20 protein-coding genes are annotated in these 21,572 nt (G+C 41.4%); 6 read left to right on the top strand and 14 right to left on the bottom strand.

The features are described from left to right. Positions 1-29: 29 nt before the first annotated feature. Positions 30-1,010 (top strand): M23 family metallopeptidase, encoded by a 981-nt coding sequence (locus tag BMW53_RS06430; RefSeq protein WP_038556525.1) that lies wholly within the window; start codon positions 30-32, stop codon positions 1,008-1,010. Positions 1,011-1,181: 171 nt separating this feature from the next. On the opposite strand, the gene BMW53_RS06425 is transcribed toward BMW53_RS06430, so the two are convergent. The 6 genes from BMW53_RS06425 to BMW53_RS06405 form a co-directional block, all read right to left on the bottom strand. Continuing rightward, the gene (locus tag BMW53_RS06425) at positions 1,182-3,371 is read right to left on the bottom strand and encodes a peptidase domain-containing ABC transporter (protein WP_038556527.1); all 2,190 of its coding nucleotides are present in this window, start codon (positions 3,369-3,371) and stop codon (positions 1,182-1,184) included. Next, the gene (locus tag BMW53_RS20905) at positions 3,349-3,519 is read right to left on the bottom strand and encodes a hypothetical protein (protein ID WP_157470758.1); all 171 of its coding nucleotides are present in this window, start codon (positions 3,517-3,519) and stop codon (positions 3,349-3,351) included. Before BMW53_RS20905 ends, BMW53_RS06425 begins: the two co-directional genes overlap by 23 nt. Beyond that, complete coding sequence (locus BMW53_RS06420) at positions 3,520-4,068, bottom strand: TlpA family protein disulfide reductase (RefSeq protein WP_038556529.1); 549 nt, start codon at positions 4,066-4,068, stop codon at positions 3,520-3,522. Next, positions 4,069-4,728 carry a hypothetical protein gene (locus tag BMW53_RS06415; protein ID WP_038556531.1) on the bottom strand — a complete coding sequence of 220 codons (660 nt, stop codon included), beginning with the start codon at positions 4,726-4,728 and terminating at the stop codon, positions 4,069-4,071. Between the two features lie 472 nt (positions 4,729-5,200). Beyond that, complete coding sequence (locus BMW53_RS06410; RefSeq protein ID WP_139178041.1) at positions 5,201-5,389, bottom strand: hypothetical protein; 189 nt, start codon at positions 5,387-5,389, stop codon at positions 5,201-5,203. Between the two features lie 72 nt (positions 5,390-5,461). After that, positions 5,462-5,665, bottom strand: coding sequence for a hypothetical protein (locus tag BMW53_RS06405; protein ID WP_139178040.1), 204 nt, complete (start codon positions 5,663-5,665; stop codon positions 5,462-5,464). Between the two features lie 674 nt (positions 5,666-6,339). Here BMW53_RS06405 and BMW53_RS06400 point away from each other — a divergent pair. The 3 genes from BMW53_RS06400 to BMW53_RS06390 are packed head-to-tail and all read left to right on the top strand — an operon-like array spanning position 6,340 to position 8,579. Then, positions 6,340-6,690 (top strand): MerR family transcriptional regulator, encoded by a 351-nt coding sequence (locus BMW53_RS06400; RefSeq protein ID WP_051568148.1) that lies wholly within the window; start codon positions 6,340-6,342, stop codon positions 6,688-6,690. After that, complete coding sequence (locus BMW53_RS06395) at positions 6,680-7,774, top strand: Nif3-like dinuclear metal center hexameric protein (RefSeq protein ID WP_038556537.1); 1,095 nt, start codon at positions 6,680-6,682, stop codon at positions 7,772-7,774. Before BMW53_RS06400 ends, BMW53_RS06395 begins: the two co-directional genes overlap by 11 nt. Before the next feature lie 28 nt (positions 7,775-7,802). Further along, on the top strand, positions 7,803-8,579 hold the full coding sequence (locus tag BMW53_RS06390) for a zinc ribbon domain-containing protein (protein WP_074780353.1): 777 nt from the start codon (positions 7,803-7,805) through the stop codon (positions 8,577-8,579). A gap of 438 nt (positions 8,580-9,017) precedes the next feature. Here the strand turns inward: BMW53_RS06390 and BMW53_RS06385 are convergent, their stop codons facing one another. The 3 genes from BMW53_RS06385 to BMW53_RS06375 form a co-directional block, all read right to left on the bottom strand. Continuing rightward, on the bottom strand, positions 9,018-9,812 hold the full coding sequence (locus BMW53_RS06385; RefSeq protein ID WP_038556539.1) for a TPM domain-containing protein: 795 nt from the start codon (positions 9,810-9,812) through the stop codon (positions 9,018-9,020). A gap of 99 nt (positions 9,813-9,911) precedes the next feature. Beyond that, complete coding sequence (locus BMW53_RS06380) at positions 9,912-10,349, bottom strand: TPM domain-containing protein (RefSeq protein ID WP_038563996.1); 438 nt, start codon at positions 10,347-10,349, stop codon at positions 9,912-9,914. A 110-nt stretch (positions 10,350-10,459) separates the two neighbouring features. Further along, on the bottom strand, positions 10,460-11,038 hold the full coding sequence (locus BMW53_RS06375) for a LemA family protein (protein ID WP_038556541.1): 579 nt from the start codon (positions 11,036-11,038) through the stop codon (positions 10,460-10,462). A 145-nt stretch (positions 11,039-11,183) separates the two neighbouring features. Here BMW53_RS06375 and hutU point away from each other — a divergent pair, with 145 nt between their 5' ends. After that, positions 11,184-13,187, top strand: a complete 2,004-nt coding sequence (gene hutU / locus BMW53_RS06370; protein WP_038556543.1) for a urocanate hydratase — start codon at positions 11,184-11,186, stop codon at positions 13,185-13,187. Positions 13,188-13,483: 296 nt separating this feature from the next. Here hutU and BMW53_RS06365 read toward each other — a convergent pair whose 3' ends face one another. From BMW53_RS06365 to porU, 5 genes are all read right to left on the bottom strand, one after another. Next, entirely contained in the window at positions 13,484-13,816 is a 333-nt protein-coding gene (locus tag BMW53_RS06365; protein ID WP_051567644.1) for a thioredoxin family protein, read from the bottom strand. Between the two features lie 130 nt (positions 13,817-13,946). Next, positions 13,947-14,309, bottom strand: a complete 363-nt coding sequence (locus BMW53_RS06360) for a CoA-binding protein (RefSeq protein WP_038556545.1) — start codon at positions 14,307-14,309, stop codon at positions 13,947-13,949. Further along, the gene (ispF, locus tag BMW53_RS06355; protein ID WP_038556547.1) at positions 14,310-14,789 is read right to left on the bottom strand and encodes a 2-C-methyl-D-erythritol 2,4-cyclodiphosphate synthase; all 480 of its coding nucleotides are present in this window, start codon (positions 14,787-14,789) and stop codon (positions 14,310-14,312) included. Next, positions 14,789-15,964: a type IX secretion system outer membrane channel protein PorV gene (gene porV, locus BMW53_RS06350; protein ID WP_038556549.1), complete on the bottom strand. Its 1,176-nt coding sequence runs from the start codon at positions 15,962-15,964 to the stop codon at positions 14,789-14,791. The genes ispF and porV overlap by 1 nt, the downstream gene beginning before the upstream one ends. A gap of 174 nt (positions 15,965-16,138) precedes the next feature. Continuing rightward, complete coding sequence (porU, locus tag BMW53_RS06345) at positions 16,139-19,870, bottom strand: type IX secretion system sortase PorU (protein ID WP_038556551.1); 3,732 nt, start codon at positions 19,868-19,870, stop codon at positions 16,139-16,141. Between the two features lie 206 nt (positions 19,871-20,076). Between porU and BMW53_RS06340 the strand changes: the two genes are divergently transcribed. Next, complete coding sequence (locus BMW53_RS06340) at positions 20,077-21,531, top strand: SUMF1/EgtB/PvdO family nonheme iron enzyme (RefSeq protein ID WP_051567645.1); 1,455 nt, start codon at positions 20,077-20,079, stop codon at positions 21,529-21,531. Positions 21,532-21,572: the final 41 nt, after the last annotated feature.

Here is a 21,572-nt window from a genome sequence, read left to right as displayed (position 1 = left end):
TTAATAAAGAGAAAAAACCGGCCTTTTATATGGCAAAAAAGAAATATAAATTTAACCCGGATACGCTGAGTTACGAGAGCGTAGGATTAAGTTGGAAAGCCAAAGCAGCAAAAATACTCACCTATTTTTCGAGTAGTCTGGCCCTGGCTATTGTAATCACGCTAATTTTCGTAAACTTTTACGATACGCCGCGATCAAAGCATTTGATGCGTGAAAACAAGCGCTTGCTTACCCAATACGAGTTACTTTCAAAAGATTTGGACAAGGTAGCCAATGTATTGGCGGAGCTGCAACAGCGCGACGATAATATTTACCGTGTAATTTTTGAAGCCGAACCCATTCCGTCAACTGTACGAAATGCAGGTTTTGGTGGTGCCAATAAATATTCGGAGCTGGAAGACATGGACAATGCCGAGTTGGTTATTGCCACCGCACATAAGTTGGATGTAATTTCGAAACAAGCGTATATTCAGTCGAAATCGTACGACGAAGTGTTGGAACTGGCGCTGAACAAAGAAAAAATGCTGGCTTCGTTACCAGCAATTATGCCCATTACCAACACCGATTTAAAACGTACATCAAGTGGTTGGGGCTATCGCGTTCACCCGATTTACAAAGTACGAAAAATGCACTGGGGCCAGGACTTTACAGCTCCGGTAGGAACGCCAATTTATGCCACCGGCGACGGTAAAGTTACCGACGTGTCAGGTTCGAAAAGAAGCAAAGTTGGACTGGGATTACATGTTAAAATCGACCACGGATTTGGCTACGAAACGGTTTACGGCCACATGAATGAATTTAATGTAAAACGCGGCCAGCAGGTAAAACGTGGCGATATTATTGGCTATGTTGGAAATACTGGCGGATCAACTGCACCACACCTGCACTACGAAGTACATAAAGACGGACGAAAAGTAAATCCCGCCTATTACATGTTTAAAGATCTGACACCTCAGGAATACGACAAAATGATTGCGATTTCGTCTAATATTGGGCAGTCGCTGGATTAAGGCATTCTTAAAAAGCCCTTCCTATTCGAAGAAAAACAGAAAATAGATCACAAAGATTATTACAATGATAATCCATGTAAATAATCTCACTGAACCAATCTTCTTATGAAAGAAACTCTTCATGATTGCTAAATAGGTTTGTTCAAATATGTTGAAAATAACAAAAAAGCTTTAGCACTTCTCATCCAAAACCAGTTCTTCAAAGGCTTCCCGGTAAAACCGGTTTTTATTAATAAGTTCTTCGTGTCTGCCAATTGCTGCTACACCTTTATTTTCAATCACATAAATTTTATCTGAATAACGAGCAAGTTGAGGCCTGTGCGTTACAAAAATTATTGCAACGTCCTTTTTAATCCGGTTCATCATTTCAATAACAAATTTCTCTGTTCGTCGCCCCATTGCAGACGTAGCTTCATCGAGTAATAGCAATTGGGGCTTGTTATATAAAGCTCTTGCTAAAGATATCATTTGCCTTTGCCCCCCAGAAAGATTAGTACTGTTCTCGTTAATGATGGTTGCATATCCTTGTTGGAATTCTGTAATGAACTCATGAAATCCATATTCCTGGCAAAACTGAACAACCTTTTCTGTATCAGGATTCTCTTCCAGCGCAATATTTTCCAGTATAGTACCATTAAATAATTGAACATGCTGCTCTACAACTCCTAAGTATTTCCGCCATGTTACTGTTTCATTCCTCAACCAATCTTCTCCATTTACCAGAATTCTACCGGACTCAGGCTTCTGAAATCGTTGCAAAACAGAAAGCAATGTACTTTTGCCACAGCCAATGTCTCCAAAAAAAGTTACCATTTCTCCTCTGTTCACCTCGAAATTGATATCCTTAAGCAACAAACTCCTCCCGGGAAAACGGAAGTTTAATTCTTTTACCTGAAGGTTGTTAAGTTGAAACACATCTTCTTGCCTATCAAAATCGCAAACCTGGTACTCAGGTTCAGCAGCAGCAAATTCATACATTCGATCAAAAGCAATGCGGGCTTCCTGAAACTGAATATTCGCCATGGCAATATTTATTACCGAGGTTCCCATTCCTCCTACCAAAGTAATAATGGCCATCATTTGCCCCAACATTAATTGTTCAGACAATATTAAAAATGAAGTCCATGAAATAACTCCTGCAACCAGTATTGCACTTCCGAGGCTAATCCAGAAATTAAGCCGGGCTCCAAGCAATCCTAAACTGTAAACTTTCTGCATAAAAAATTCATAAATAGCATTTACAACTTTTGAAAACAGGTTTTCGCGGTTATACGATTTAATCGCTTTTATTCCGCTAATGGTATCTATATACTTGCTTTCGGTAGCAGCATAGCTTTGCATTACTTCGCGTTGGGCAACAATAATCCTTTTGTTGTAACGCCACGCCAAAAAGCCAAAAACCGGTACCGACAATAAACTTATAAAACCGGTTGATACCGAGTAAAAGAAGATGTATCCTGCTGATATCAATGTAACCAATACATCAATAACTATCTGGCTGCTTAAATAAACAACAACCTTTTGTATACGGCTGGCATCATTCATACGAGCAATCATATCGCCGGTTGAAGTGCTATCGAAAAAAGGTTTGGGCAAAAAAAGCAAATTGCCAAAAAAGTTAGCAATTAAGCGCACATTCATTTCTTTACTTTGCCGTACCAAAAATATACTGCGCACATAGGTTATAAGCGCCCTTGCCAAAAGAATAATGGAGAAAATTACAATTCCAAACACCAGTGTTCGAATATTTCTTTCGGGTAAAATCTGATCGATTAATTTTTGCGAGAAAATAGCGGTGGCCAAACCTAATACCGAAATTACAACCCCAAGAAAAGCAGCAATACCCAATAGTGGGAAATCCTCTTTTATTAAACGCAGAAACCAGATACGTTTATTCGTGGTTTCAGACTCTTTTGTAATAAAACTTTTACCGGGAGAAAGTTTAAGAAGCGTTTTACTTTTCCAAACTGCAGCCAATTCTTCTTCGGTATATTCTGTAACTCCCCACCCCGGATCACCAATGATAAATTTACCATTAGCAAAGCCGTAACAAACCACAAAGTGCTCCAGTTTTTCTTCTTTTAAGATGTGCAAAATTACCGGTTCACCTTGTTCTTTCAGGTTCTTTATATCTGCCTCATAACCACCCGCCTCAAAACCCAGCTTAACAGCCGCCTGATACAACCCCAGCATAGACGTACCATTTAGCGTAGTTCCGCTTTCCTCGCGCAGTTTTTCCTGGGTGGTTTCGCCACCATAATATTTAACAAGCGATGCTAAGCAGGCAAGTCCGCAGTAAAACTGGCTATGTTGTTTAATGAAGGATTTTGTGATGTATTTAATCTGATGTTTGGGTCTCATAATTTTTAATCAGTTCTCTTTTTTGAATACTTTGCTCAACAGGAACTTCTTCTTGCTTGCTTCTGTCTTTGGTTTTTGTATTATTTATTAGAACTAAATTTGCCAACAACAAGCCCAAATAGAAGAATATTTTTGCTATGTTTTTCATTTATTCTCTAAAAAATAGTGTATCTGAATCACTCCCAATTTCTGCAGTAATAGCTTCGGGCTTGGTTTCACCCAAAAATTGTTTTTTCAGCTTTTGCCCTTTATCGTAAATATATACCGACGGCAAAACCGCTTTCCCAAATGATCGTTCAAACTTACTATCCCTGTCAAGCAATACCTCCAAATTATCGATCTCCTGTAAATGGTATTGTTCGCAGAATTTTTCGATACGTACTAATGAATCATCAGGAGTTATCATTACTAACTGGCAATTATTAAATTCATCAGCTCGCAGCCCAATTTCTTTGGCTTCGTATTGACAATGTTCACATTCGGGGTGGAAATAGATTAAAATCAATGACTGGTCTGAATCAAAATCCTGTAAGTTTATTGAATCGCCAAAAACAGAAGCAAAAGCAGCATCCGGCAATGTTTGTATTCTTATTTCTGCTTCTTTCTTTTCGTTGTATTTACTGATAACCTGAACAATAAGATAAGCAACTACAATTCCTATTATTACAATTACAAGGTATTTTATTATTTTTCGCATTTAGCTTAAGTTTAGTGTTAAAAACATACCCAGCACTACCCACAACAAAAGGCCACTGCCATACGATGTAACTACCAGCTTTAGAGCTCCTCCGAAATTTTGTGTTGGTTTTTCTTTTTCCTCGTTAATAAGATCTTTTAACAGCCACGCCAGTACCAGAAAATAAACAAGATTGAAAATATTAAGCATACCCAATGGATGAACAAACAAAGGATCAATTGCATTTTTATCGAAAATATTAAGAAGGGAAAAGGGTATAAACTGTAAATCGTTTAGAGTTGATAGTTCTTTGAAGAATATGAAAACAACCAATTTTGTAATACCGGATAAAACATATACAAACTCGGCTAGCAGGGCTATTTTAAATAACTTGCTGAATTTTAGATCAATTTGTACAAAAAAAATTCCGATATAAAGACATAAACTGGTAAAAACCACTCGTATAAAAAGAATTATCGGGATGAAAACATAGCCCAACCATTCCCATTTTTTCGAAAGCTCCAGCATTTTATCAATTCGGCTTAAGGCCAATTGCTCTCCGTAGGTTTGGTAATACAGTATATCACTCACAAATAAGTAATTAAACGAGAATGCCAATAATGCATTAACAAAACACAACACTAAAAACAATATCCATCCATTATAATAAGTATTCTTCATTGCAATTTGAGGAAATTAAAAATGATTAACACAATAAGACAATCACCAAGACAACTGATTGACTAACTTTTACACGCATCGGATTTTATCGCAATAACACATTGCCCATAAAATGGTATGCCCACAACAATTCAGTGAAAAATAATTAAACTTTATTGTGGTGAACTAATGAATAAATACCACCATTATTGTGTAAAAAATTACACAATAATGGTTGATTCAATTCTTATAGAAGAGAATCAAAGTATCCATATGCTAACACAGTAATCACATATAGCAATCACAAGAGACACTGACCAGGTTCTCCTTTTTTATAAACCAAAAATGCTCTTTAAATGACAATGTTTGTTTACTAAGAATTAATTAGAATAATCTCAGTTGAGATTTGTAATGAAATTCCCTCAAGTAGAACAGTTAGATACCCATGTGCTAGTTATTACAACACACCCATGCAACAATAAATCCATAGGTACTAATTAGCTGAATTACTTTTATTTCTCTTGCTCACATATGAATTTAGAAAAAAAACAATTGCTAAAACAACAAGAGCAACAACAAATGCGGTATGTAAATAATCATTCGATGTTCCAAAAATAAAAATAGAACCAAGTACTAGCACAACTGAAGAAATCAGATACATTAAAATTTTCAGCGTTCTCATTTTATTCGATTTTTTTATCTTAAACAGCCTTCCCATACAATAAAGGAAGGCCATTTGAAAGAAATTATACAATTAGCAAGAACTATATACATTCGCGATATTCCCGGCAGCAAGTGTTGCCGCACCATACCAAGTAGCTGGAACGGCCCAGATGCCTGGATTAACTATTGTTGCTCCAACAACACATACTGCAGAAAAAGCAGCCACTCCAATGGCCCAGCCACAAGAGGAACCTCCATTAACAACTTCCATTCTCTCAAAACTCAATTCTTTCATAACTATAGAATTTAAGTATTAAGGCGTTGTGCCCCACTTTAACAATTGCCAATTTGCAAAAGTGCGTCCCGGATGGTAGTTTTGTATGGGCGGTTTATCAAAACTGCCTGCCTCCCCGGGCCGGGAACAAATATTGCGAGTACTTGCCCCCGGGGAGGCTTACCCAATAAATTTGTTTTTCCCTATTAATGAGAGTTGTTGCATTTTAGTTTGTCTTGAATCCTGAATCCGGGGTATGAAATCAGGGAGTTTTCATTTCTTCAAATTTTAAAAAAAAAATGATAAAATAAAGCCGATAATTGAACTTTCACTTTCACAAATCCCAAAACAGCTGTCTTAATGACATCTACAGAGCATAATTTCAAACACATGTTTCATAACACTCAGTTTCAGGTATTACCTTTTAATCATAAAAGGAATATACATAGTTAGTCCCCAATCTCATATTGACCCAATTTTCACCCTTTATCATGTTAATTGTGAGAATGGAAAGATTTACTCCTTATCCGATGAGCTTCAAAATTGTCATCCCGAAGTCGGTACTCCTTTTTCAGTTTATCGGCATTAACCATTGTAAAATGTAAAATTTGCCATACGGCATTTTACATTACAATTGGTATTATTTTATACAGACCAAATTTCTATATATATTGCATCTTAAATTCAAAAAAATTGTGCCGTACAAAAAGCCCAAAATAGAAAAGATGTTGTACTCCATTGGCGAGGTGGCCGATATGTTTGGCGTAAACGTATCGCACATTCGTTATTGGGAGAACCAGTTTGAGGCGCTGAAACCGGTAAAAAACAAAAAGGGCAACCGCCAGTTTACGCCAAAGGATCTGGAAACCATCCGAATGATAAACCATTTGGTAAAAGAACGCGGACTTACCATTGACGGCGCCCGGAAGAAGTTGAAAGAAAACCCGGAAGACACACTAAACAATTTCGAGGTAGTGAAACGTTTACAGGACATCAGACAAGAACTAATCGCGATAAAAGAAGGACTCGGGGAAAATGAAAATTAAAGCTATTACCAATTTTTTGGAAGATCTTGCACCGTTAAAATTGCAGGAATCATACGACAATGCCGGGCTAATTCTTGGCGACAAAAACGCTGAAGTAGCGGCAGCTTTGATTACACTCGATGTCACCGAAGCCATTGTTGATGAAGCGATAAAAAGAAAGGCAGGATTAATTATTGCCCACCACCCCATTGTTTTTTCGGGATTGAAAAAAATTACGGGCAAAAACTACGTTGAACGCACGCTTATAAAAGCCATAAAACACGACATTGCCATTTACGCCGCACACACCAATCTCGACAGTGTTACAGGTGGAGTAAATGGCAAAATCTGCGAAAAACTGGGATTGGAGAACTGTAAAATTCTTCAACCCGCCGGCGGAATGCTGAAAAAACTGGTGACTTTTGTTCCGGTTGATCATGCCAACCAGGTTCGCGAAGCTGTTTTTGCGGCCGGTGCCGGACAAATCGGGAATTACGACTCGTGCAGTTTTAATGCGCACGGCCAGGGCACTTTCCGCGGAAGCGACACCACCAACCCTTTTGTTGGAAAAAAAGGCGAGCAGCATTACGAAAACGAAATCCGCATTGAAACCATCTTCCCCGATTACCTTCAGGGGAAAGTTATAAATGCCCTCGTTCAGGCGCATCCGTACGAAGAAGTAGCCTACGATATTTATTCGCTCGACAATAAATTCGACCAGATTGGCGCGGGTATGATCGGGACCTTGCCCAAAGAAAAAAGTGAAACTGCATTTCTTCGCCAGTTAAAGAAAACTTTTGAGGTAAAAATGATCAGGCACACCGCTTTACAAGATAAAAAAGTAAAGAAAATAGCCGTTTGCGGAGGCGCCGGTTCGTTCCTTCTAAACCAGGCAATTGCTTCGGGTGCCGACTTCTTTGTTACCGGCGATTTTAAATATCACCAGTTTTTTGATGCCGAAAATAAAATAGTTATCGCCGATATCGGACATTTTGAGAGCGAACAGTTCACTAAAGAACTTTTTTATGAGTTACTTACGAAAAAATTCCCTAAATTTGCAATCCATTTATCAGAGGTGAATACCAACCCGGTTTTTTACTTCTGATTTTTATGTATAAAAAAATATTACGAGCATGAATGCACCATATTCAAGGCAAGAAGACAAAGACATTTCAGTAGAAGAGAAATTACGCGCGTTGCATGAATTGCAGAGTGTTGTATCTGAAGTTGATAAAATAAAAACCCTAAGGGGTGAGCTTCCTTTGGAAGTTCAAGACTTGGAAGACGAAATTACCGGTTTAAAAACCAGGTTAGTAAACCTTGATGACGAGGTTAAAAATCTGGATACTTCAATCAACAACAAAAAAATTGCGATTAAAGATTCGCAGGCGTTGATTGTAAAATACACCGAGCAGCAAAACAACGTTCGTAACAACCGCGAATTCGACTCGCTTTCGAAAGAAATTGAATTCCAAAACCTGGAAATCGAACTTTCTGAAAAACGAATTAAGGAGTTCACTGCCGAAATGGCTCAGAAAAAAGAAGCTATTACAGCATCAAAAGAACAGTTGAAAGAGCGCGAGGAAGATCTGGACAGAAAGAAAAACGAACTTTCGGAAATTACGGAAGAAACCAAGATTGAAGAAGAAAAGCTAAGAGCGAAATCAGAAAAGATCGAGTCGTTTATCGAGCCTCGTTTGCTGGGTGCTTTTAAGCGTATTCGTAAAAATGCACGCAACGGTTTGGCCGTGGTTACTATTCAGCGTGATGCTTGTGGTGGTTGCTTTAACAAAATTCCACCTCAGCGCCAGATGGACATTGCCAGCCGCAAAAAAATTATTGTTTGCGAATATTGCGGTCGTATTTTGGTTGACCAGAATATTAACGTAATTGATGATATTGCCGAGTAAGCATTAAAATATTGATTAAAAAAAGCCGGTTCAAGATTTTTGAACCGGCTTTTTTTTTTTGACGGACGTTTTAAAAAGAATACTTTAAAATTCCGCGCATAAAAAAATCCCGGCGTCCACTCCGGGATTTTTTTTCATTGCATCTATCCTTCTTTTGATTGACTCTGTTATTAAGAGTTTGTATAAATCGGGTTTGTACAATACAAATGTAGCGGATATGATTGAGCCACAGCATTAATTTTTGCCTAATTGAAGTAAACAAAAGCAGCATTTAGGTATGATGTTTTTCGAAATTGGTTGTGCAAGCATGCTTAAAAGGAGGGTTATAAAACCCGAGTACCGACAGTGAAAAACCTTAAAAAGAAAAAAGCCGCTCCTTCCGAAACGACTTCCTCAAATTTGAACATTGTTGTTTATGTAACGAAAAATAAACTTCTTTTACCAGCTACCACCGGCGCCTCCGCCACCAAAGCTTCCGCCGCCAAAACCACCGAAGCCTCCACCTCCGAAACTTCCGCTACCCGACGAAAAGTTTCCAAACGAACCTGATGAACGCTGACTTCCCGATAGCATTCCCATGGCTAACCAAAATGGTAAACTTCTGCCCGGTGAATAAAACCGGCCTCTCCGGCTCTTACCGAACAGGGTGATCAGCAACACAAAAAAGATGATTACAAACGGAATTCCGGCACTGCCGCCGGCGTTAACCTTTTCCTGGTAATTCGCCGCGGTATATTCGCCGCGGGTGATATCCATGATTACGTTTAATCCTGCCGCCAGTCCGCCGTAATAATCATTCTGTTTGAAGCGCGGAATCATTTCTTCGTTAACGATTGTGGTATTTAAAATGGCATCAGGCAAAACACCTTCCAGCCCGTAGCCCGTGGCGATAAAAACCTCACCTCTGCTGTTGCCTGTTTTTGGCTTTACCACTACCACCAAACCATTATCATTGCCTTTTTGGCCTACACCCCAATTTTCGCCAAGGCGTTGTGCATAATCAGCGCGATCATATCCTTCCAGATCAGGAACGGTTACCACAACAATTTGTGTGGAAGTTTTTCGTGCAAACTGTGCCAGTGCACTTTCCATATTTTGCTTTTCGCCATCGCTTAAAACATGGGCAAAATCGTTTACTAAACGTTCCGGTTGCGGACGTTCGGGAATTTGTGCCAAAATGCTTGTGGCGCTTACGATCAGTGCAATTAGTAATATTATTGATTTTTTCATCATATCTGTTTATTTACCCCTCTGCCTTCGCGAGGGAAGAACGTTTCTTAGGAAGCTTTGACATCAACATGTTTTCCCTAAAAAACGAGAAAAGTTCGATTCCTATTTCCCGAACGAAATTTCGTCCGATAATTCATTCACATCATCATCCTGGTAGGGAAAATGCGTTTTTAACTGTTCGCCTGCCATTACTATTCCATCGGCCAGAGCTTCAGCGTATTTCCCTTCTTTTAATTTGGCAATCACCACTTCCTTGGTACTTTCCCAAAAATCGTCGGGCACTTTTTGGTTGATTCCGCCATCGCCCAAAATCGCAAACCGTTTATCCTCAACCGCCAGGTAAAAAAGAACACCATTACGTAATTCAGTTTTGTGCATTTCCAGTTTTTCGAAAATATACGCTGCCCGGTCTAACACATCGCCGGCACAATGTTTTTCAATATGCACCCGTATCTCGCCCGAGGTATTGGTTTCGGCCACCCGAATGGCATTGGTAATTTGCAGTTTTCCTGCTTCGTTAAAGTATTTTTGAACTCTCATAATCTCCTTCATTTTATTATTACTGCATCCCAACAGAATGCTTCTCCTCTTCCCTTGTCAGATGCTGAATCCATCAGCTGACGAACAGCATGACATCCTTTTCAAAACTATTAAAACTGTACTTCAGGAGCCTGTTCTGCACCTTGCTGCGCTTCGAAATAGGTTTTCTTTTCGAAACCAAACCAACCGGCATAGATTACCCGCGGAAATTTCCGGATATAGGCGTTGTACGATTGTGTTGTTTGATTGAATTTACGTCGTTCCACGGCAATACGGTTCTCTGTTCCTTCCAGCTGCGCCTGCAATTCCAGAAAATTCTGGTTGGCTTTTAAATCAGGGTAACGCTCAACCACCACCATTAACTTGCTTAAAGCAGAAGAAAGTCCTTCCTGTGCCTGGTTAAATTGTTGAAGCGACTGCGCATTTAATTTTGTAGGATCCACATTCACAGAGGTAGCTTTCGAGCGCGCTTCAATAACGCCGGTTAGCGTTTCCTGCTCGTGCTCGGCATAGCCTTTTACGGTGTTCACCAGGTTTGGGATCAGATCGGCACGACGCTGATACACGTTTTCAACCTGTGCCCACGATGCAGTTACCTGCTCATCCATTTCCACCATTTTGTTGTAACCACAACTCGAAAATAAAACTACACTTACTAACGCTATTAATACAATTCTAAATCTTTTCATCTATTCAATTATTAATTGTTTTCCCTTTAATTTATACAATAAGCACAAATATTTCCAAAAGGTGTGAAATATCAGAAGTAAATTCGGGGAAAGGCGATAATTTGCCGTTGTATTTCGAAATAATTAAGATTAAAGTAGAGGAACCATGGATTTAGCAGCATTTAAAACCGCCATTTTACAAGGGATACCGAACGAACTTCCAATGCCGAAACCGTATGAAACCAACATTAACCATGCCCCCAAAAGAAAGGACATATTATCGGCGAATGAAAAAAAACTGGCGTTAAAAAATGCTTTGCGTTATTTCCCTACGAAATTCCATGAAGTACTTGCCCCCGAGTTTTTGAACGAACTGGAAACTTTCGGGCGTATTTACATGTACCGCTTTCGCCCCGATTACAAAATGTATGCGCGCCCCATTGATGAATACCCGGCCAAATCGAAACAGGCAGCATCGATTATGCTGATGATTCAGAACAACCTGGATTACGCGGTGGCACAACATCCGCACGAACTGATCACCTACGGTGGAAACGGTGCGGTTTTTCAGAACTGGGCGCAGTACCTACTTACCATGAAATACCTGGCCGAAATGACCGACGAACAAACGCTGGTGATGTATTCGGGGCACCCGATGGGTTTATTCCCGTCGCATAAAAATGCACCGCGTGTTGTAGTTACCAACGGCATGGTAATTCCGAACTATTCGGGCCGCGACGATTACGAACGAATGAATGCACTTGGCGTTTCGCAATACGGACAAATGACTGCCGGATCGTACATGTACATTGGCCCGCAAGGCATTGTGCACGGCACTACCATTACGGTTATGAATGCCGCCCGCCTACACTCGCCCGGCGATTTTGGAGGCAAAATATTCGTAACCAGTGGCCTGGGAGGCATGTCGGGAGCACAACCCAAAGCAACAGTAATTGCCGGAATGGTTTGTATTGTTGCCGAAGTGAATCCGAAAGCGGTAGAAGTTCGCCACAGCCAAGGTTGGGTTGATGAAGTTTATACCGACCTGAATGAATTGATGGCTCGTGCACTAAAAGCCCGCGAAAACAAAGAAGCTGTTTCAATCGCATACCAGGGTAATATTGTTGATTTGTGGGAAAAACTGGCTGAAGAAAATATTCCAGTAGAGTTGGGCTCCGATCAAACGTCGTTACATAATCCGTTTGCAGGAGGTTACTACCCCGCCGGATTGAGTTTCGAGGAAGCGAATAAAATAATGGCCGAAAATCCGGAACAGTTTCAAGAAGAAGTTTATAAAACCCTGCGCCGACATGTAGCTGCCGTGAATAAACTTACACAAAATGGCATGTATTTTTGGGATTACGGCAATGCCTTTTTACTGGAAGCCAGTAGAGCCGGCGCCGATATTACCAAAGCCGATGGTAAGTTTAAATACCCGTCGTACGTTCAGGATATTATGGGACCGCTGTTTTTTGATTATGGTTTTGGGCCATTCCGCTGGGTGTGTACCTCAGGAAAAGCAGAGGATTTGGAAACTACGGATAAAATTGCAGCCGAAGTACTGACTGAAATAGCAGCCTCAGCACCGGAAGAAATTACCCGCCAAATGGAAGACAATATTCACTGGATAAACGAAGCCGGTAAAAACAAACTGGTTGTGGGTTCGCAAGCTCGAATTTTATATGCCGATTGCAACGGACGTACAAAAATTGCGAAAGCCTTTAACGATGCTATTGCCGACGGACGCATTTCTGCTCCCATTGTTTTGGGGCGCGATCACCACGATGTGTCGGGTACTGATTCACCTTACCGCGAAACGTCTAATATTTACGATGGTTCGTCGTTTACAGCCGACATGGCTGTGCAGAATTTCGTGGGCGACGGTTTCCGTGGCGCTACCTGGATTTCGTTGCACAACGGCGGTGGTGTTGGTTGGGGAGAAGTAATTAACGGCGGTTTTGGGATGACCATCGACGGCTCGCCCGAAGCAGAAGAACGCCTGAAAATGATGTTGCACTGGGATGTAAACAACGGCATTTCGCGCCGCAGCTGGGCACGCAATAAACCGGCACGTTTTGCCATTGAGCAGGCCATGAAAGAAAATCCGGATTTGAAAGTTACTTTACCAGAAGAAGCTGATGACGAACTGCTGGATGGGCTCTTTAAATAGGCTCACTTTATAAACAAGCATGTTCCGTAATTCATTATGAATTGGAGTAACGTACTGAGTACGATCGGTGAAAACAGTGGTAGTGATGAAACGTACTGAGTACGATCAGTGAAAACTGTGGTAGTAATGAAACGTACTGAGTACGATTGAGAAAAACTCTGAGAATGGCCCATCGTACTGAGTACGATTAGAGAAAACCGCATAACTGAAGCATCGTACTAAGTACAATAGCTAAAGATTAAAGTGGCAGAGCATCGTAGTCAGTACATTTAGAGAATTATACTTCACCGCTGAAGCTAATCAAAAAGCATGGAATAATAGCGCCCAATTTCATCCTGAAGTTCTCCAACACTAAAGGCGCGACTTTTTCGAATGGTTTCGCGGCCATCGAAAAACACCACGATTGTTGGCGCGGTAAATACGCTGTTTTGTGCAGCTATTTCAGCCAGCACATCTGATTTTACGTAAAGCAACTGCATTTTCGGAAACGCCGTTGTTACCATTTCCTCTACTTTTGGTTTTAACACTTTACACACCGAACAAGCTTCGTTTGAGAAATACGCCAATACTGCAGCATTTTCTTCCTTCTGCACTAAAAACTCGTCGAGTGATTTTATTTCCTTGAACATGGTAGATACTGGATGCTGGTTACTGTATACTAGATGCTGGATGCTGGATGCTGGATACTTCGTTCTGGTTAATGAAAAGGATCCGATCCGTATAATTTTCAGTTAAAACGGATCGGATCCCTTTGTTTTGTTAATACGCCCCGATACTTAGCAACACCAAAGTACAAGCTTCTTCGGCTTCAATTCCGTTGTTTTTCAGTTTTTCGGCAAACTCCGGATTTTCTGTTCCCGGGTTAAAAATAACACGTTGCGGTTTCATTCTTATAATATCCGAATAATACCCGGGCTGATGTTGTGGCCCCACATAAAGTGTTACAGTATGCACTCGTTCGTTTTGCGGAAAAGTTGTTTCAATGGCAACATCATCAACCTGTCCGTTGCGTTTAGCCAGCGCCACAACCTCGTGTTCGTTCCGCCGAAGTGCCAGAATTGCTTTATTGGAGTAGCGTGCCGGATTTTCGCTGGCCCCGATAACAAGTGTGCGTTTGCTCATTTACATACGTTTTAAAAGTACCACCGCATTAACCGACATGCCTTCTTCGCGGCCTTCAAAACCCAACGTTTCGGTAGTTGTTGCCTTCACCGACACGCGATCGACATCGATTTCCAAAACATCGGCCATACATTGTTCCATCGCCGGAATATGTGGTTTTAGCTTTGGTTGCTGCGCCTGAACGGTTGAGTCGATATTTACAATTTCGTAGCCCTTTTGCTTTACCAGCTCATACGACTTTTTAAGCAAAATTTTACTGTCGATATTCTTGAACTCAGCGGCAGTATCAGGGAAATGAGTCCCGATATCGCGCAATTTCAGTGCACCCAGCATGGCATCGCAAATGGCGTGTATCAGCACATCGCCGTCAGAATGTGCCACCGTTCCCTTACTGTGGGGAATAAGAATACCGCCTAACCACAAGGTTTCTCCTTCGGCCAGACGGTGCACATCATATCCTTGTCCGATTCTGAAATCCATTAGCGCTGGCTACTAAATGCGTCAATATCAAACGCTAGCGAGAAACGCAGCGTATTTTCCAATGGGTGGTTACGTTGTGTTGGCAACAGGTAGGAAAAATCGAGCGCAAAAACGTTCATTTTTAAACCGGCACCTGCAGTAATAAACTGGCGGTTACCTTTGTTTTCGTTCTCGTAGAAATAACCGGCGCGCAAAGCAAACTGTTTGTTGTACCAGTACTCAACACCTACCGACCACGTAATTTCCTGCATCTCTTCTTTTAAACCGCCAGGTGCATCGCCAAACGATTTGAAAATACCTTCGATAACACCAATATCAGAGTTAATACCCCCTGACCAAATTACATCGCCCTCGCCATAACCGGTTGAATCGACCGGAGGAGTTGGCACCAATAATTTATTGGCTTCAACTGCAAAAGCAAACGAGTTGTAATCGTCGAGCTCCATGGTGTACGAAGCACCCAGTTTCAAGGTAGTTGGGATGAAGTCTTTTACGTCTCCATCGGTATAAGATATTTTTGAACCAATATTCTGGATATTGATACCGGCAGCAAAAATATTGTCTTGCCGGCCTGCTCTGAATTCGTTGTAATAATAAAAAGCCACATCGGCTGCAAACGAAGTACCAGCACTGCTTTCCACACCGTTAACTAACTGTCCGCCGGTAAGGTCGGAACGAATATAGCGTACAGCAACTGCTCCCGAAAACTGTTCACTTAAAAGACGAGAGTAACCAAAATCGATAGCAAATTCGTTCGGACTTTGTTGCCCCATAAATTCTCCCTGATCAGAAGTAAAAGCGATATCGCCCAATGCAAAATAGCGCAACGAAGCACTAATCGCCTGCACATCATCCAGTTTCTTGTATCCAGACAAGTAAGCCAGATTTATATCGTCAACCAGGTTACGCAACCATGGCGAATACGATAAACCAACTCCCATCTCACTCTCCATAAAAACATATTTTGCGGGGTTCCAGTGTTGCGAATTCACATCGGCGGTGGTACCCACTCCGGCATCCCCCATACCTCCTGCGCGCGAATCAGGCGTAATAGCCAAAAACGGAACGGCGGTGGATATTGCATTGGCACCCGACAAGGTTCCTTGTGCCATTACAGTCTCAGTTACCGTGGCAACCAGAGCCACCACAAATAAAATTCGTATTAATTTAATCATACCTTTAAAAATTGAGCGTGCAAAGATATAACATTTGTCCTTGCAGCAATAGGTTAAAACTTTACCCTGAATACTTTTACATTACGGGTGTAGCTATCCTTTTGTTGTAGTTGTTAGCCTACAAAATTGAGAACGCAGCTTTTAAAGAAAAATTTTGCAGAGGTTGAAAAATTATCAGATCACCAATAATTTCCCTGATTTTGAAGCAATTACTCCTTCGTTGTTTTTCAGAAAAACCTGATATACATAAACACCCTGTGTTAGCGGAATTTTTGATTCTGAGATATCCCAGCGCACCGGGTTACTGGTGCTTCCGTTCGAACTGATCTCTGTTTCAAACTGATCGACCAGCTTGCCGTTGATGTTATAAATATCGAAAACCGCCGCAAAGCTTTCGCCTGCCTGGTTGTGCTCGATTACAAAATAGGTATAATCCTTTATCGGATTCGGGTAATTGCTTACCTTATTAATGATAAAGTCGCCGGTAACTTCAAACTCAATTTCCACTTCGGATGAGTTATTGGCAACATCCCAGGCTTTTAACGACAGCGTGTGCTTTCCAACCGCCAAATCGTTTAACGGATACTGCAATGAGCCACTTGTATAGTCATCCTTTTCGGCCTGATAATAATTGTTCAGCACATAAACTTTTGAATAATCGTTGTCGATTACCGCTGTAATATCGTGTCCAATTCCGGTACCAACCGTATTAATGCCGTTTTCATCTGACAAATAAGCCAGCAATGTCGGGTTCTTTCCGGTTTTATCGCCCGACTGAAAATCTTCCGAATCCAGGAAAAGCAGAATCTCAGGTCCGCTGTTATCTGTACTATTCGAGCCTTCGCCACCCATACTAAAATTTGTAAAGGCACCGTGCGCATCTTCTTCGCCATTTTGGGCGTAATACATTATTTTCCCCGAGCCAATTTTATACGAAATGTCTTTTGGCACAACAAAACTAAAGCTGAAATTTCCGTTGGTAACAGTGGTTGTTCCCGAGTAGATAATGTTATTCTGCACCTGGAAAGTCAACGGCCGGTTATCATCACCATTTCCAAGTGTTGTTATATCCATTTCCTTATCGTAAACCGTGTGCGTTATCTCGCCGTTAAAATCATCAATCCGGTTACCGAAATAATCGGCCACATAACCATCGATGGTAATTTTTTCGAGCGTGCCAATCGTATCGGGGCTACTGGTTGCATCCTGTCCATTTATTGATGTGGTTACCACCTGGTATTTCGGGTATGAAAGTTTTAATGCCGGATCGGCCAGTAACGAAAAGTTGCGTTTGTTAATTCCGTTGGACAGATTTGACTTGGCAAGGCGCATTACATCTCCCATACGGTAATGCTCACCGTTTTCGTCTTTGGCAAAAATATAGCGATAAAAACTACGGCTCAGCATAAAATTCGCTCCTGAGGTTACCACGCGTGTGGTAGAAAACAGCCCGATACCTCCGCCATTTGGATTCATCAGTACTTCCTCTCCGGCCGAGGTTTCATCAGCATCAAACCGGCTGAACTCGCAGGTAGCAGTTACAAAGATTGGTAACTGGTTTCGGTTCGACCACGAATTAATGTCTCCCTTCTCCAATACGTGCTCGTGCGCCAAAAAACTATTGTTGGCATGTCCGATATAATTCAAAATCAGCACCCCTTTTTCTACCCTTTCGTTTATTGCGGCATTTACATCCGGATATCGTTCACCCGCGGGTGTAACATCTTCGGCATAAGCATCAAAATATATTTTATCGGTAATAAATTCTCCGTGATTACTGTTTAGCGAATCGGCAATTTGCTCCGACTGACGCATATGAATTCCGGTATCGCCATCGTCTCCGATCACACACACCACATTCCGCCAGTCGCCCAAAGCTTCCGGTTCATAATAACGTTTAATTTTATCCACCACCAGCTGCGCCTGGTAAGCCGTTGATGCAGGAATTCGTCCGATCCCCAAATCGATGGAACCATTTGATAAGCTTTCCCCGGCATCGAGCATTACAAAATAATCGTCGCTTACGTATGAGTTTAACGGATCCAACGAGTTCGAAGATTGATAAGTTGGGATAAAGTTTAGTCCGCTTCCCATGATGTTTCGGTTATCGTAACTACCATCGCCAAAAAGCAATACATATTTTAAAGTATTCCCCCGATCGTAAATCATTTTTATAAAATTCCTTATTCCGGTGGCGCTTTTACTTCCCGAGCTGAACTCGTTATAAACATCATTTACATTAACCACTTCCACGCTCATTCCATCCTGCATACGATGAAAATCGGCCAGCTCTTGGGCAGAGCTCATAAAATTCGGGTGCGAGATAATCAAAAATTCCGGTGTATTTATGGCGTGTAAATTCTGGTTCTCAACTTCTTCAACAAATGCCGGCTCAGGGAAACTGCCTGTAGTATTGAATACCACATATTCCTTCAACTCCGAAGCTTCCTGTTTAAATCGCAAGCCGGTACCATTTAACACCGCATTAATTTCTTTTGTATTGTTAACATCTGAAACGTCCAGAACTTTAGTAGCATCTCCAGCATTGGCAATCTGAAACTCAACAACATTCCCGGCCCCTACAGATTTCGAATCGCGAAAAAATAAAGGTGCGTCACCCACAGTAATGTTTCGTCGGTAGTTCAGTTCCAGATAATCGAGCCAGGCTTCGGCACTGCTGTTCGATGCATTGTAGGTTACCCAAATTTCCTGCCCGCCTTCCGCTAAATCAACATCCATTGTTGTGGTTTCCGAATCGGCATAAATACCGTAAGTTTCATCGGTGTCAACGCTTCTGAATGGCACAGTTCCGGCTTCTGTTCCTTCGGCGGCAACCGAAAAATGCGACGACCGAAACGAGCGCGCAGCACCGCTAACTGTTAATTGGGCTGAAACTACTTCTGCCGGATCAGTAATTGTAAAAGTGTAGGTTTTTGATCCGCCATTTGTAAACCGGTCGCCATACCACCGTTTCCCCGAACCCAATTCCAGCAAGTTGTATTTTTCATGCTCTATCAGTTCAAGGCAATCAAACGTTGAAGTTGAATGGGTGATTTCACCAGAAAAATTATCGAGTGTTTCGGGCTGTTTAGGTATTCCCGTATTTCCCAAAAAGAAATATCCCTGGGTAGTATATTCATTCGAATGATGCGTAAACTCTCCTGAAGTGCTTACATCCCATTCGGTAATTCCGGGTGCATAAAAAAACAAACATTCTTCGCCATTATTATTGGCTGTCCACGCGGCGCACTCTTCCAAATCATCGTAATCAATCTCACCGGGGTCTTCCGACTGCATTTTTCCTCCGCTTCCAAATACGCCAACTTGCGCAGGATCTGAAAATCCCCAATCATTTAATGTCGAATATGGTATTTTATAAATCCCCTTTCCTATGGTCCGGATTTTTACCCAGTCGCCCGTTGCCAACACCGATTCTGATTTCCAATTTATAGCCTGAACCGATTTTTTATAAACATCGGGTGCAGCGCGTAATGCAAAACTTTTTAACCGGTAAATTTTACCATTCTCTTCTTTTAGCGGAATGATCTGAAGTTCTATTTTCTTTTCGTTCCCCGACTGCAAAACAGATGTAGTAACTTGCAGTTCTGAAGGAATTTCAACAGCTAATAGTTGCTTAATACTATCGCTCACCTCTTCAAAAACAAGATTATCGATATTAAACCGAAGTACTTTATTTGGATTATCGAGCGGATAAAGCCGGGTATAAACAGGCAAAGCCAGATGCGCCAGGTTGCCCGACAGATCAGTATTCTCGAAAAATTCCAACACCTCCCCATTGTGGCTACCCGGATTTTCCTGCCAGTTGAGTACAATAATCTCGTTATGCACATCGCTAACAGCAAATCCAAGCAAAAAAACAACTAACAGGAGTAGATATTTATACATAAAATTCGGTCAATAATGTAAGCATGTTAACGGCTACCGTGTACAAATATTGCAAACAAAGCAGCAAACCACCACGGATTAAGGCCTAATGATGCCAAAGATATTAACATCCTTATTAAATCAAGAATAAAATAATTGAAAAGGCTGAACAATAAGAATTGAACAAATTAGTTATATTTGTGTCGATGAGAAAATTTATACAAACAATGAATTTTAAAAGATTAAAACCATTCGTTTTTATTGCCTTGGCCGCATTCGTTTCCGGATGTGGATTATTCGGAATAGGAGGTAAAGGAGATTCATCACGAACTACTGGTTGGGAATACAATGCTGAAGAGACCGGAAATATTCCAAATATTTCGGGTTACGAGCAGGAAGCCGGACCGGGTTTAGTTTTTGTTCAGGGTGGTACGTTTACAATGGGTCGTGTTGAACAGGACGTAATGTACCGCAACGACAATTATCCCCGAAGAGTTACTGTAGCTTCATTTTACATGGACGAAACAGAAGTTTCAAATCAGGACTATCGTGAATTTACACACTGGACCGGTCGTGTTTACCCCGGTGATGTAGAAAAAATGAAGGCTATTACACCCGACTCAAGTGTTTGGCGTAAAGATTTAGCCTACAACGAGCCTTATGTAAATAACTATTTCCGTCATCCGGCCTATTCAGAATATCCGGTAGTTGGTGTAACATGGGAACAGGCAGAAGCTTATTGTGCCTGGCGTACCGACAGGGTAAACGAACAAATATTAGTAGATAAAGGCATTATTACACACGACAATACCCAATCGGGAGAAAACGTTTATACAACAGATACTTATTTAACAGGCATATACCAGGGAACAGAAGGTGACAAACCTGTTGAAAATCCTGACGGAACAACACGTCGCCCAAAATGGGAAGATGGTATTATGCTCCCGAATTACCGCCTGCCAACTGAAGCAGAGTGGGAATATGCAGCCTACGGTTTAATTGGTAATACCGATGGCGAATTACTTACCGACCGAAAACTGTATCCGTGGAACGGTTCGTACCTTCGCCAGGATAAGAAAAAAGAAAAAGGCCGTTTGAAAGCCAACTTTGTTCGCGGACGTGGTGACATGATGGGTATGGCTGGAGCACTGAATGACAACGCCGATATTGCGGCACCGGTTTTCTCATACGAACCTAACGATTACAACTTATATTGTATGTCGGGTAACGTTAATGAATGGGTAGCCGACGTTTACCGTCCAATGTCGTTAAACGATGTGGAAGAGTTTAACCCTTTCCGCGGTAACGTAATTACAGAATACCGTCGCGACCAAAACGGTCAACTTATGAGAGACCAATATGGTGAGTTAATAAAAGATACAATTGCCGGAATGGACTATCGAAATGTTTTAGACGGTGATCCTAAGTCTCAGATTGTTGAAGGTGACACCTGGATTGGTAACGACACAGAAACAGAAGGTATGTATATTCAGGATGACAGGCCAGGTGCTTTCTCATCTTTAATTACTGATGAAGTTCGCGTTTACAAAGGCGGATCGTGGCAAGATCGCCCATATTGGCTGGTTCCCGGAACACGCCGCTACCTAGAGCAAACGAAGGCTCAGAACGATCTTGGATTCCGTTGTGCAATGACAAGAGTTGGAAGCCCTGAAGGTTTCTAAATCATAAAAATATTCTCAGAAAAGCTTCGTACAACTGCGGA

This window comes from Draconibacterium orientale (assembly GCF_900111425.1).
GTDB lineage: Bacteria > Bacteroidota > Bacteroidia > Bacteroidales > Prolixibacteraceae > Draconibacterium > Draconibacterium orientale.
The sequence above is the reverse complement of the archived record's forward strand: the minus strand, read 5'-3'. Positions and strand labels throughout refer to the sequence as shown.

Coding starts and splice junctions, on each gene's coding strand:
- BMW53_RS06430 (WP_038556525.1), top strand. CDS start 30: ATGGCAAAAAAGAAATATAAATTTAACCCGGATACGCTGAGTTACGAG.
- BMW53_RS06425 (WP_038556527.1), bottom strand. CDS start 3,371: ATGAGACCCAAACATCAGATTAAATACATCACAAAATCCTTCATTAAA.
- BMW53_RS20905 (WP_157470758.1), bottom strand. CDS start 3,519: ATGAAAAACATAGCAAAAATATTCTTCTATTTGGGCTTGTTGTTGGCA.
- BMW53_RS06420 (WP_038556529.1), bottom strand. CDS start 4,068: ATGCGAAAAATAATAAAATACCTTGTAATTGTAATAATAGGAATTGTA.
- BMW53_RS06415 (WP_038556531.1), bottom strand. CDS start 4,728: ATGAAGAATACTTATTATAATGGATGGATATTGTTTTTAGTGTTGTGT.
- BMW53_RS06410 (WP_139178041.1), bottom strand. CDS start 5,389: ATGAGAACGCTGAAAATTTTAATGTATCTGATTTCTTCAGTTGTGCTA.
- BMW53_RS06405 (WP_139178040.1), bottom strand. CDS start 5,665: ATGAAAGAATTGAGTTTTGAGAGAATGGAAGTTGTTAATGGAGGTTCC.
- BMW53_RS06395 (WP_038556537.1), top strand. CDS start 6,680: ATGAAAATTAAAGCTATTACCAATTTTTTGGAAGATCTTGCACCGTTA.
- BMW53_RS06390 (WP_074780353.1), top strand. CDS start 7,803: ATGAATGCACCATATTCAAGGCAAGAAGACAAAGACATTTCAGTAGAA.
- BMW53_RS06385 (WP_038556539.1), bottom strand. CDS start 9,812: ATGATGAAAAAATCAATAATATTACTAATTGCACTGATCGTAAGCGCC.
- BMW53_RS06380 (WP_038563996.1), bottom strand. CDS start 10,349: ATGAGAGTTCAAAAATACTTTAACGAAGCAGGAAAACTGCAAATTACC.
- BMW53_RS06375 (WP_038556541.1), bottom strand. CDS start 11,038: ATGAAAAGATTTAGAATTGTATTAATAGCGTTAGTAAGTGTAGTTTTA.
- hutU (WP_038556543.1), top strand. CDS start 11,184: ATGGATTTAGCAGCATTTAAAACCGCCATTTTACAAGGGATACCGAAC.
- BMW53_RS06365 (WP_051567644.1), bottom strand. CDS start 13,816: ATGTTCAAGGAAATAAAATCACTCGACGAGTTTTTAGTGCAGAAGGAA.
- BMW53_RS06360 (WP_038556545.1), bottom strand. CDS start 14,309: ATGAGCAAACGCACACTTGTTATCGGGGCCAGCGAAAATCCGGCACGC.
- ispF (WP_038556547.1), bottom strand. CDS start 14,789: ATGGATTTCAGAATCGGACAAGGATATGATGTGCACCGTCTGGCCGAA.
- porV (WP_038556549.1), bottom strand. CDS start 15,964: ATGATTAAATTAATACGAATTTTATTTGTGGTGGCTCTGGTTGCCACG.
- porU (WP_038556551.1), bottom strand. CDS start 19,870: ATGTATAAATATCTACTCCTGTTAGTTGTTTTTTTGCTTGGATTTGCT.
- BMW53_RS06340 (WP_051567645.1), top strand. CDS start 20,077: ATGAATTTTAAAAGATTAAAACCATTCGTTTTTATTGCCTTGGCCGCA.